Source organism: Neobacillus niacini, assembly GCF_036961885.1.
GTDB lineage: Bacteria > Bacillota > Bacilli > Bacillales > Cytobacillaceae > Neobacillus > Neobacillus niacini_H.
The window spans coordinates 20,571-31,840 of sequence record NZ_JBALNQ010000002.1; the positions used below are offsets into that span (position 1 = coordinate 20,571).

The 11,270-nt window shown below is 41.3% G+C and carries 12 protein-coding genes; 7 read left to right on the forward strand and 5 right to left on the reverse strand.

Annotated features, from left to right (window positions below):
* Positions 1-181: 181 nt before the first annotated feature.
* Together gerQ and hemQ are read right to left on the reverse strand one after the other, a co-directional pair.
* Positions 182-646 (reverse strand): spore coat protein GerQ, encoded by a 465-nt coding sequence (gene gerQ, locus V7124_RS01510; RefSeq protein ID WP_335415199.1) that lies wholly within the window; start codon positions 644-646, stop codon positions 182-184.
* A gap of 212 nt (positions 647-858) precedes the next feature.
* Positions 859-1,602, reverse strand: coding sequence for a hydrogen peroxide-dependent heme synthase (gene hemQ, locus V7124_RS01515; RefSeq protein WP_335485239.1), 744 nt, complete (start codon positions 1,600-1,602; stop codon positions 859-861).
* Between the two features lie 233 nt (positions 1,603-1,835).
* Here hemQ and pta point away from each other — a divergent pair, with 233 nt between their 5' ends.
* Together pta and V7124_RS01525 are read left to right on the forward strand one after the other, a co-directional pair.
* On the forward strand, positions 1,836-2,807 hold the full coding sequence (gene pta, locus V7124_RS01520; RefSeq protein WP_335415204.1) for a phosphate acetyltransferase: 972 nt from the start codon (positions 1,836-1,838) through the stop codon (positions 2,805-2,807).
* Between the two features lie 264 nt (positions 2,808-3,071).
* Positions 3,072-3,902, forward strand: coding sequence for a lipoate--protein ligase family protein (locus V7124_RS01525; RefSeq protein WP_335485242.1), 831 nt, complete (start codon positions 3,072-3,074; stop codon positions 3,900-3,902).
* A gap of 92 nt (positions 3,903-3,994) precedes the next feature.
* Here V7124_RS01525 and V7124_RS01530 read toward each other — a convergent pair whose 3' ends face one another.
* Positions 3,995-4,741 carry an RsfA family transcriptional regulator gene (locus V7124_RS01530; RefSeq protein ID WP_335485245.1) on the reverse strand — a complete coding sequence of 249 codons (747 nt, stop codon included), beginning with the start codon at positions 4,739-4,741 and terminating at the stop codon, positions 3,995-3,997.
* A gap of 244 nt (positions 4,742-4,985) precedes the next feature.
* On the opposite strand from V7124_RS01530, the gene V7124_RS01535 reads away from it, so the two are divergent.
* From V7124_RS01535 to V7124_RS01545, 3 genes are all read left to right on the forward strand, one after another.
* Positions 4,986-5,207, forward strand: a complete 222-nt coding sequence (locus V7124_RS01535) for a DUF1450 domain-containing protein (RefSeq protein ID WP_335415213.1) — start codon at positions 4,986-4,988, stop codon at positions 5,205-5,207.
* A gap of 119 nt (positions 5,208-5,326) precedes the next feature.
* Positions 5,327-6,625: an HD domain-containing protein gene (locus tag V7124_RS01540; protein ID WP_335485248.1), complete on the forward strand. Its 1,299-nt coding sequence runs from the start codon at positions 5,327-5,329 to the stop codon at positions 6,623-6,625.
* Positions 6,626-6,649: 24 nt separating this feature from the next.
* Positions 6,650-7,156, forward strand: coding sequence for a YwgA family protein (locus V7124_RS01545; protein WP_335415218.1), 507 nt, complete (start codon positions 6,650-6,652; stop codon positions 7,154-7,156).
* Between the two features lie 42 nt (positions 7,157-7,198).
* Here V7124_RS01545 and V7124_RS01550 read toward each other — a convergent pair whose 3' ends face one another.
* A complete protein-coding gene (locus tag V7124_RS01550; RefSeq protein ID WP_335415220.1) occupies positions 7,199-7,384 on the reverse strand; it encodes a 2-hydroxymuconate tautomerase in 186 nt (61 codons plus the stop codon).
* 116 nt (positions 7,385-7,500) lie between these two features.
* Here V7124_RS01550 and V7124_RS01555 point away from each other — a divergent pair, with 116 nt between their 5' ends.
* Positions 7,501-8,154: a site-2 protease family protein gene (locus V7124_RS01555; protein WP_335415478.1), complete on the forward strand. Its 654-nt coding sequence runs from the start codon at positions 7,501-7,503 to the stop codon at positions 8,152-8,154.
* A 21-nt stretch (positions 8,155-8,175) separates the two neighbouring features.
* Positions 8,176-8,679: a YwhD family protein gene (locus V7124_RS01560; RefSeq protein WP_335485250.1), complete on the forward strand. Its 504-nt coding sequence runs from the start codon at positions 8,176-8,178 to the stop codon at positions 8,677-8,679.
* Between the two features lie 188 nt (positions 8,680-8,867).
* Here the strand turns inward: V7124_RS01560 and V7124_RS01565 are convergent, their stop codons facing one another.
* A complete protein-coding gene (locus V7124_RS01565; RefSeq protein ID WP_335485253.1) occupies positions 8,868-10,937 on the reverse strand; it encodes a transglycosylase domain-containing protein in 2,070 nt (689 codons plus the stop codon).
* Between the last annotated feature and the right edge of the window lie 333 nt (positions 10,938-11,270).

Sequence of the window (11,270 nt, forward strand, 5' to 3'; positions counted from 1 at the left end):
TCTTGTGGCTTACAGCTATTCAATGGAGAATAATTCTTATAAAGTGAATCAGGACATTGTCTTTTTAGGCAGTCCTGATTTTTTTTAGTAAAAATCACCCTATATGATAGTTGGCATCTGTGAAGTCCTTATCAACAAAAAGAACACCAATTGATCGTCAATTGGTGTTCTATCATACTATTTACCTTGGCGGAAAAGTACTTAAACCAGGTGAAGCCCCAAACGGGTATTCATATTCGAGTTCTTCATCAAATGTAGCATAATCGAAGGCTACCATTGGAATGAGCGTTCGCTGACCTGTTTGGGGATCACTTAAAATAAGGTGGTCCCTTCCTGCGGCTTCAATAAGCCCAACAAATTTCTTAGCATTCCACTGGTTGTTTCCTTCAAAAGTTGCATAAACCGTTGCTAATTTACCCTTGTTTAACCGTAAAATATTTTCGATGTACGATTGCTCGAGGGGCAGCATTCCCTGCGGTTGCACTGTTCCTGGAGGTGTTTGTGGTGCACCTGCTGGCGGAAACTGTGGAAATGGCTGCTGCTGCTGACCAGGAAAAAATCCTTGCCCTTGCCCCTGATATGGAGTGGCTCCCTGCTGCCTTGCGGGATAAGCTTGGTACCCTTGTTGATTATAATATTGACTCATCTTTTCCCCTCCTAAAAATAACTAAAACATGACCCAAAAGTTTATTCATACTTTGCAAAACCAAATTGGTGACAAGTGAGATAGTCCTAATATGAAATGATTCGGAGCTAAAACTTAAGACTCGCTGTTTTATTAGTATGAAGAGGAAAGGGTAAATATGACATAGGGAACCTACAAAAAAAAGTCCTCAGCAAAAACTGAGAACTTTGAGATTAAACATGCAGGAATCTAGATACTCTGTCTTCCTCTAATAGGTTGCCGACAAAGAAAGCTCCAAATTCTCCATAGCGTGCGCTCACTTCATCAAAACGCATTTCATAGACTAACTTTTTAAATTGAAGAACATCTTCAGCGAATAATGTTACTCCCCATTCGTAGTCGTCAAAGCCGACAGAACCGGTAATGATTTGTTTTACTTTTCCTGCATATGTACGGCCAATCATTCCATGGCTGCGCATCAAACTACGGCGCTCATCCATCGGCAGCATATACCAGTTGTCATTGCCTTGACGGCGCTTGTCCATTGGATAAAAGCAAACATGAGCGGTCTTTGGTAATTTCGGATAAAGACGAGCGAGAATTTGTGGATTCTGATATGGATCTTCACCTGCAGCTAAGTAATTGCTAAGCTCGACAACAGACACATAGGAGTGTGCAGGAATCGTGAATTCTGCTAATTTTGTTTTATTAAATTCTGTTTCAATTTCATTTAATTCTTCCATCGTTGGACGTAAAATCATCATCATAAAATCAGCCTTTTGACCAACAATTGTATATAAAGCATGACTGCCTTCGTTACGTTCCTGCGTGTGATTCCACTTTTCAACTAGACTTAAAAACTCGTGAATGGCCGATTGGCGTTCATCACTGGAAAGCATTTTCCAAGTAGTCCAATCAACCGTACGGAAATCATGCAAACAATACCAGCCATCAAGCGTTTGAGCTGCTTCACTCATTAAAATCACTCCTAAATAATCATTCTTCTTATTTACAATCTTTACTATAACATAGTTTGACCAAGACACGCTCAGATAAACACCATGGATATTTTTAAAAAAATAGGCAATAGTAAAGGATGTGTGGAGTTTTTTGAATTAAAAAACATTTGTAATGAAAACGCTATCTAATTTGAATTTCTTTGCAGGTAAAGTATGCTAAATAAGGAAGATTTATTTAGGGAGGATTTAATGTGGCGGATTTATTTGAAGGCTTAAAACAAAAATTATCTGGTCGTGATATGAAAATTGTTTTTCCAGAAGGCTTGGACGAACGAATTGTCAGAGCAGCCAGCCGACTTGCAGAGGAAAAGCGATTAACACCGATCTTAATTGGAAACATTGAACAGGTTCAGGCAAAGGCCAAGGAACTTGGCGTTTCCTTAGAAGCAGCAGAAATTTATGACCCTGCAAGCTATGCAGGAATGGACGAGCTCGTGGCAGCATTTGTTGAGCGCCGTAAAGGGAAAGCAACAGAAGAAGATGCGCGCAAAATTTTATTGGACGAAAATTATTTTGGCACGATGCTCGTCTATTTAAATAAAGCAAACGGCTTGGTAAGTGGTGCAGCCCACTCTACAGCTGATACCGTTCGCCCGGCACTTCAGATTATTAAGACAAAAGAAGGCGTTAAGAAAACGTCTGGTGTCTTCATTATGGTTCGTGAGGACGAGAAATATGTGTTTGCTGATTGTGCGATCAACATTGCACCTGACAGCAATGATTTAGCTGAAATTGCGGTCGAAAGTGCGAAAACAGCAGCTATGTTTGATATTGACCCACGTATTGCGATGCTAAGCTTTTCAACAAAAGGCTCTGCGAAGTCTCCAGAAACAGAAAGAGTTTCAGGTGCGGTGGAAGAAGCTAAACGTCGTGACCCTGCATTGGTGATCGATGGCGAGTTCCAGTTTGACGCAGCATTTGTACCTTCTGTGGCAAAAAGTAAAGCACCGGATTCACCACTTCAAGGGGATGCGAATGTATTTATCTTCCCAAGTCTTGAAGCTGGAAATATTGGCTACAAAATTGCACAGCGTTTAGGCGGGTTCGAAGCAGTTGGACCGATCCTTCAAGGGTTAAATCGCCCTGTTAACGACCTTTCACGCGGCTGTAACGAAGAAGATGTCTATAAGCTGGCATTAATCACTGCAGCGCAAGGAATATAGAGGGATATTGAGAGGCCAGTCCGTGGTTATGGGGCTGGCTTTTTTGGTTTTGGACACTTTTTGGTGGGGTTTGGACATTTTTAGAAGGGTTTTGGACACTTTTCATGGTGTTTTGGACATTTTTAGAAGAGTTATGAACACTTTTCGAAGACTTTTGGACATTTAGACAATATCTGGAAAAAACAAACCGAGAATTCAGGAACTATTTTAAATGAATTCTTTTTGCTAAAATAAGCTTATTATTCATTAGAGGAGAAAAACAATATGGAAGGTTTACTTCGGCAGCCCGAATGGCGGATCATTGATCAATCTACGGTTGGCCGCCATTTTCATGCATTACAATCATTTGGCACCGATGATACGCTGTGTGCCTCAGTTGGTTCTGGACAGGCACCGGCAACTGCCAGGACGTGGGTCCATCATAATACCATCGTACTTGGGATACAGGATACAAAATTGCCATTCTTAAAAGAAGGAAGGCGATTTCTCGAGGAAAGAGGCTATCAGTCGATTGTCCGCAATTCAGGTGGATTAGCCGTAGTACTTGACGAAGGGGTCCTCAATATCTCGTTAATTTTACCAGAAACAGAAAAAGGGATAGATATTAACCGCGGCTATGATACGATGTGGCAGCTGATTCAAAATATGTTTGCGGAATACAATCAGCACATCGAGGCAAGAGAAATCGTCGGATCGTACTGCCCAGGAAGCTATGATCTTAGTATCGCGGGGAAAAAGTTCGCCGGTATTTCCCAGCGCCGCCTCAAAAAAGGGGTGGCTGTGCAAATCTATTTGTGTGTCAATGGCAGCGGCAGTGACCGAGCAACGTTAATCCAGCAATTTTATCAGATTGCCAAAAAAGAGCAGCAGACAAAATTCACCTATCCTGATATTGTACCTGAAGTGATGGCTTCGCTATCTGAACTTTTGGGAACGCACCTTACGATTTCGGATGTCATGCTGCGCCTATTAACCCAATTAAAAAATAACAGCGACCATCTCTACGCCGGACAGTTGAATGATCTGGAACTGGAACTCCTTCCCGGCTATTATCAGAGAATCATTGAGCGCAATGAAAAACTGGATGACATGTGAAAAGCCGTAAACCCAAGTGGATTTACGGCTCTCTAAAAGAGGATATTGTCCTTCTCCCAAAATTTCTTGTCTAGCTTTCGCTTTTCGACGTTTTACTCTGCGAGCTTCTCTAAATTCCCATTACGGTCCATTTTAAACTTTGTCGCAGGTCTTTCTTCTTCTTCAAATAGTACAAGCTTACGAGCGCGGTTCATGATCTTCATGAGTGTCTCGTAATCTTCCTGGATGGTTTCGGTATTTTGCGTGAGACCTTCAATCTTTGCAGCCATTTCATCATTTTGCTTGCGCAGCTCAGAAATTTCGCGTTTCAATCTTTCATTCTCACTTTTTAATGCTTCATTTTGCAGATTGGCATGATTAAAGTTTTGTAAGTAATCAATCACGCTATCAAGTGATAAACCTGCTGCGGATTGTTTAGCAGCTGGTCTGTAAGTTGATACTGTAGGCTTTACATACGGTTCAGCCGCTGCTTCTGTTGTTAAATCTGGCATTTCAAAGCTAGTCTCCATAGGTATTTCTACTGGGGCTGCTAGTGATTCAAAATCATCAGCAGCTGTTACAGGAGGATTATAGAGTAACTTTTTCTTTCCACCTTGGTCTTTCCCTAACACGCGTTGTCTTTGTTTACGTTGTTTTTTTGCTAATTGCAAGGCTTTTTCATAGCGATGGCGCACAACGGCATTCCATCTGAAACCACAGGCTGCAGAGGTCCGATTGAGCTTGTCACCTACCTCTTCAAAAGCGTTTAGCTGGGTACTGCCCTCGCGTACATGGCGAAGGACGGTTTCCGCTAACAAAAGATCATCTTCATCTGTCCAGGCATCTTGCCGAACTTTCATATCTTTCAACTCCTTAAAAATAATAACAATGAACTCATGACGAGTTTTTAAAAGTTCTAGTCTTATCTTTGACAAGATTTTCAAGCTTTATACCAAAATGTTGCAAGGATACTAGATTTTTTAAATGAAAGACTTACAAAGGCAACTTGCAATGGGAGGAAAGAAATTGTAAAATACCTAAGGAGTTAATTCGTAATCATATTGGATAAAATAAATGTATGGATAAATAGAAAGGGTGGAAGTAATGTCAAATGAATTCCGTGTTTGTGATGATTGCCAGGCCGTGAATCTCAAGACATTAATCCCTCGTTTGAAAGAATTGGATCCCGAAGCTGAAGTAAAAATTGGCTGCCAATCTTATTGTGGACCTGGTCGGAAAAAAACATTTGCCTTTGTCAATAACCGTCCGCTAGCTGCCCTAACCGAAGAGGAATTAATGGAAAAGATTAATAAAAAGTTGAAATAATCACCTATGACGCGAGTGCTTAGGTGATTTTTCTTTTCCTATTATTGTCGAAAAATCCTGCGGAAATTTGTTGGAAATTGGGATATAATAGAAGAAAGTTTAGAGGAAGAGGGAAAGCAATGCATTATTCGGCGGAAAAACTGAGTGAAGAAAAAGTGTTTAAAGATCCCGTTCATCGCTACGTTCACGTGCGTGACCGAGTGATTTGGGATTTGGTCGGAACGAAAGAGTTTCAACGCCTGCGCCGCATTAAACAGCTCGGAACCACCTTTTTAACCTTTCATGGTGCAGAGCACAGCCGCTTTAACCATTCTCTCGGAGTATATGAAATTGTCCGCCGCATCATTGATGATGTGTTTCATGGCAGACCTGAATGGAATGACGATCATCGTCTTCTCACCCTTTGTGCCGCACTGCTTCATGATTTGGGACATGGCCCATTTTCCCATTCATTCGAAAAAGTATTTGACTTCGACCATGAGGATTTTACACAGGCAATTGTGCTAGGAAACACTGAGGTCAATGCGATTTTAAAAAAGGTGAGTCTAGATTTTCCGCAGCAGGTAGCGGAAGTGATTGCGAAAACATCGGAAAAAAAGCTGGTAGTCAGCCTCATTTCCAGTCAAATCGATGCCGATCGGATGGATTACCTGCAACGCGATGCTTATTTTACTGGGGTAAGCTATGGTCAATTTGATATGGAGCGAATTTTGCGCGTCATGAGACCAAAAGAAGACCAGGTCGTGATTAAAAAAAGTGGAATGCATGCAGTTGAAGATTATATTATGAGCCGCTATCAGATGTACTGGCAGGTCTATTTCCATCCTGTGTCCCGTAGTGCAGAGGTTATTTTGACAAAAATACTTCACCGCGCGAAGCAGCTAAATGAAAACCATTATTCTTTTAAATATGAACCGATTCACTTCTATTCTTTTTTTACTGATAAAGGGACGTTAGAAGACTATTTAAAATTAGATGAATCGATTATTATGTATTATTTCCAAATTTGGCAGGAAGAAAATGATCCAATTTTAAGTGATCTGTGCCGGCGATTTGTGAATCGAAATTTATTTAAATATGCTGAATTTGATCCGGCAAAGGAATATAAAAAACACGCTGAACTGACCCGTCTTTTTGAAAAAGCAGGAATTGACCCAGAATATTATTTAGTGGTCGATTCATCGTCTGATTTACCGTACGACTTTTATCGACCGGGTGAAGAAGAGGAACGTTTGCCGATTCATTTATTAATGAAAAATGGCGAGTTAAGGGAGCTATCTCGGGAATCCGAAATTGTTGAGGCGATCTCAGGTAAGCGGAGAACGGATCATAAACTGTATTATCCAGCGGATTTTTTAGAGGACAACTCCTCGAAAAAAGATATAAAGAACCAAATACGTGCTCTATTGGAGATATAATCTTGGATGTAGGAGATGAGGAGTGTGTTAAAGGATCACGCCAAGCTGATGCAGGCGATTTTAGTATCCGGAGAAATCATCGGGAGAAAAAAGCTGCAAAAGATGATATATATTGCAAAAAAGGTGGAATTCCCATTCCATGAGCGGTTCCAGTTTCATTTTTATGGCCCTTATTCGGAGGAACTGACATTAAGAGTGGAAGAACTTTGTAATATGGGTTTTCTCAATGAGATCAAAGAGAAAAAGGGCAGTTATTTTCAATATCGGTATACGCTGACAGACACAGGAAAAGAATTTTTAAGTTTAAACGAAGTGGAAATGCCATTTTTAGAGAACTGCCTCTGTGATATGAATGGCCAAAATGCTAGATTTCTTGAGCTGGTTTCGACTATTTTATATTTTGATAATCTTTCCAAAGACGAAGTAACGAATAAAATATTTACCTTAAAAAGCAGCCAGAAATACACCGTGGAAGAAATTGACCAAGCCTATGCTTATATTGAATCGCTAAAAGAAAAAGCTGTTCACTAAAAGAAAAAGCTAAGCTCCTATCATGGGGCTTAGCTTTTTAAGCTATTTGTCGCTTGCTCTGACACCGGCAACGCCGTAATGTTCTTTTTGCATTTCTTCAATAAAAACGACAACAGCTTCTTTCGGAGCTCCTGTTGTTTCAGTAACGGCAGCAGTTACTTTTTCAACAAGCGCTCTTTTTTGGTCATCCGTGCGTCCTGGAAGCATTTTTACTGTTACATATGGCATGATTGAGTCCCCCTTTAATTACTACAAGGATAGTTTAGCAAACATTTTCATTTTATATCCAGTTTAAGGTATACTTATAGAAAAAAAGAGGAGAAGGGGAACCGAATTTGGAAGGATTGGAAAGATTTCTTGCCTATTCACTCAGCGATATTCCTTATGTCGCGATTACGTTAATGATTGCATTTACGTTTCATGAATTTGCCCATGCCTTTGTTGCCTATAAATTTGGGGATATGACAGCGCAAAAGCAGGGCCGGTTGACGTTAAATCCGCTGAAGCACCTCGATCCATTCGGAACGATATTGATTTTTATTGCGGGATTTGGCTGGGCACGTCCGGTTCCAGTGAACCGCTTTTTCTTTAAAAAGCCCCGCCTTGCAGGAGTATTAGTGTCTGTTGCAGGTCCGTTTAGTAATTTGGTGCTGGCACTGCTAGGCTTTTTAGCTGGATATGGACTGGCGCAAACAGGGTTGGCTGCCAATCTCACTGGTTTTTATGATTTCTTGGACATTTTTAATTGGCTGAATTTAGTTCTGTTTGTTTTTAATTTACTGCCGTTCCCGCCTTTAGACGGGTATCGGATTTTAGAGGATTTGGCGCCCAATGATATTCGCGCAAAAATGACCCAATATGAGCAGTACGGAGTATTAATCTTTTTGATTATTGTCATTACGCCACTTGATCAATATACGATCCGGCCAATCTTCAATTTTATTCTCCCGGGACTTTGGCAAGGGATTGACAATTTCTTTTATCAATTGTTTTTTTAAAATAGGAGGTTACTAGTTATAATGCAGAAAAAACCAATTGGCTTTAATATTATAAAACCGGATCCAACAGATGGACATAAAGGCTTTGGCAAAGGAGCGTTAAGCCTAGATAATATGTCACCTGTTATCATCGATGTCGAAGCCGGCGATGCGGTCATTGATGTCGGAGCGATGCATGCCCGCAGTGTGGTCGAGAAGGGAATTAAATTCCTTAAGACGAAGGAAGAGGTTCCCAATGCAAAACCTTACTGGCTAGTGTGGGTAACGGTTGATCGGAAACAAGAAGGTCCCTATTATGCTGGCGTGACCGCCTGTGAAATGACAGTCGACCGGGAAATCCGCCGCGGCTACAAATCACTTCCGGAGCACGTTAACCGGATGGATAAATCGTTAAAACGACACATCATCGTCGATCATATGGACGATAAATCGAAAAAAATTCTAGCAGACTTCCTCCAAAATCATAATCAAGACATGTGGAATAACTCAGCTGAAGAGTTGAAAAAGGGCTTGGCAGAGGGATAAAAATCATTTTTTACAATAGCATTATTTTTAAATAAGTTGTAAAATATATGCAGTGTGTCAACACTGTTAAACTAGGACGCGAGAAGAGCTCCGGAGACCTAAACTCCGGAGCTCTTCTCATTCAATCCAGCCACATCGCCGAGGAAAAATTGAACTACATTTTTCCCTAGGCAAGGCGCTTCCGCTTTTTAGGCACCCCAGTTGAAAATCTTCTTATACCAAGGATTCTCTGTTTCCTGCTTCTTCTTCGTTGGTTTGTGATTTTCTTGTTTTAAATGATCCGTACAGTATTCTGTTGGCTCGGTGCCAGCGACAAAGTAAGTAAACCGGCGGACCGGGCAATCCTTTGAAGCAAGCTTGCCATTTTCAGGGTTCACGTAAACGCCAATCACCCCTTCTTTCGGAGGATTAAAGCCTTTGACTGGTTTACCCTTTAAAGAATCCTCTATAAACTTCGCCCAAATATTTTTTGCATAGCTTTTTTCAGCGGTAAGTGTAATCGGCTTACCGACATCATGACCTGCCCAAACAGCCGTAACGAGCTGCGGTGTAAAGCCAATCATCCAGCTGTCTGTTTCCGTGGAACCGGATTTCCCTGCATATGGACGAGTAATGTCATCAATAAGGGAATTACCCGTTACTTTGGCATAGCCGTTCAGTTTCGCGTCAAACATTCCAGTCATCATGTGCGCCATGACGTAGGTCTTCGCTGGATCTAACAATTGAACTGCTTCGTGCTTACTTTCAAAAATAACATTTCCGTTATAGTCTTCTACTTTAGTAATCAGTGTTGGTGTAACCTTTTTCCCGCCATTCGCAAAGAGACTATAGGCATTTGCCATGTCGATGACCCGGACCCCTGAGGTGCCGAGGGCAAGTGACGGAACATGGTCCATTTTCGTTGAAATCCCAAACCTTTTGACCGTATTGATCAATGTTTCCGCGCCCATATACAAATGGGTTTTAACGGCATAAATGTTATCAGACACTGCAAGCGCCTGAGCAAGTGTAATTTCGCCACCCGCATACTTGTTGTTAAAGTTATGTGGTGCATAATCGGTTTGGCCATCATCGAATTTGAAGGTTGTTTTTTCGCTTCTCATCGTGGAGGATGGTGTAAAACCTTGGCTTAGGGCCGCGTAATATAAAATCGGCTTAATCGTCGATCCTGGCTGTCTAATAGCTTGAACGGCCCGGTTAAACGGGCTTGTTTCATAATCGCGACCGCCGACCATTGCTTTGACATAACCGTTTTTTGGGTCCATGGCAATCAGACCAACCTGAATTTCAGAATCAGTTGCGATTGTTTCCTGGATTTGTTTTTCCGCCGCTTCCTGCTGCTTTAAATTGAGAGTGGTATAAACCTTTAGTCCGCCTAGGGCAATCGTTCGTTCATCAAGCTTGAGTTGATTTTTTAAAGCGTTTTTTACAGCATCCTGAAAGTATGGAGCTGCCTCGACCCGTTTATGTGGATGTTTCCCGACAAACGTAAGCGGAGTTGCCTTAGCCGTTTGGGCTGTGGCTTTTTTTATATAGTTGTTTTCAACCATAGAATTTAAAATGATTGCTTGCCGCTTTTCCGCGTTTTCCAATGACGCCAGCGGTGAAAAAATCCCAGGACCTTTTGGGACACCCGCTAACATTGAGCTTTCAGCTAGGGATAAGTCTGAGGCATTTTTTCCATAATAAAATAGGCTGGCTGCTTGGACACCATAAGAACCGTTACCATAGTAAATTGTGTTTAAATAGCCTTCAAGAATTTCTTCTTTTGAATAATTCATTTCAATTCGGATCGCATAAAAAGCCTCATGTAATTTCCGTGCCCACGTTTTATCGTGTTCAAGGAAGAGATTCCGTGCGTATTGCTGGGTAATCGTACTGGCGCCTTGAACCTTCGCCATGGCCTGAATATCAGCAAGAATGGCACCGGCTATTCGTTTATAGTCAAAGCCATTATGTTCGTAAAAATTTTTATCTTCAATCGAGATGGTCGCATGGATTAAATCGGGTGAGATTTCTTCGAGGGGAACCCAGTAGCGCTTTTGACCGCTATTGCTCTCTCCAATCAGCGTCCCATCGCTGGCAAAGAATAAAGTCGATTGTGGAACAGCGAGCGGCGGTGCTCCGAGAATTTTGGCATAACCAAGAACTCCAAGAAAAACAATCATCATACAGCCAAAGCCTATCAAACTAATGATAATAAACGCACGCAAGTATTTTATCGTTTTTCGAAATCCATGATTGGTCATTAATTCCACAAGAATACCCTCCTTCGCCATGACTTAAATTTCCTTATTATCAGTATTGAGACAAAATAGAGGTTTTAAACGATTGAAATGAAAAAAATTATAGGAATTTTAATAGATTTTGCTATACTTTTGTTTATGATTGTAATTCAATAGTTTGGGTACTATAAAAATGGAACGAATAATGGTCATAAAAGCTCATAATAGCTTTTTAAAAAGATGTGTTATGGATACTGTTGGTTTTAGAACCTGTTGATTGGAGCGAAAGGCGCTCGACTCCTGCGGGAAGAACGAGCTGAGTGAGACCCCGCAGGTGGGAACGACCGAGGAGGCTCACGGGTGAGC

Coding starts and splice junctions, on each gene's coding strand:
- gerQ (WP_335415199.1), bottom strand. CDS start 646: ATGAGTCAATATTATAATCAACAAGGGTACCAAGCTTATCCCGCAAGG.
- hemQ (WP_335485239.1), bottom strand. CDS start 1,602: ATGAGTGAAGCAGCTCAAACGCTTGATGGCTGGTATTGTTTGCATGAT.
- V7124_RS01525 (WP_335485242.1), top strand. CDS start 3,072: ATGGAAGGTTTACTTCGGCAGCCCGAATGGCGGATCATTGATCAATCT.
- V7124_RS01530 (WP_335485245.1), bottom strand. CDS start 4,741: ATGAAAGTTCGGCAAGATGCCTGGACAGATGAAGATGATCTTTTGTTA.
- V7124_RS01535 (WP_335415213.1), top strand. CDS start 4,986: ATGTCAAATGAATTCCGTGTTTGTGATGATTGCCAGGCCGTGAATCTC.
- V7124_RS01540 (WP_335485248.1), top strand. CDS start 5,327: ATGCATTATTCGGCGGAAAAACTGAGTGAAGAAAAAGTGTTTAAAGAT.
- V7124_RS01550 (WP_335415220.1), bottom strand. CDS start 7,384: ATGCCATATGTAACAGTAAAAATGCTTCCAGGACGCACGGATGACCAA.
- V7124_RS01560 (WP_335485250.1), top strand. CDS start 8,176: ATGCAGAAAAAACCAATTGGCTTTAATATTATAAAACCGGATCCAACA.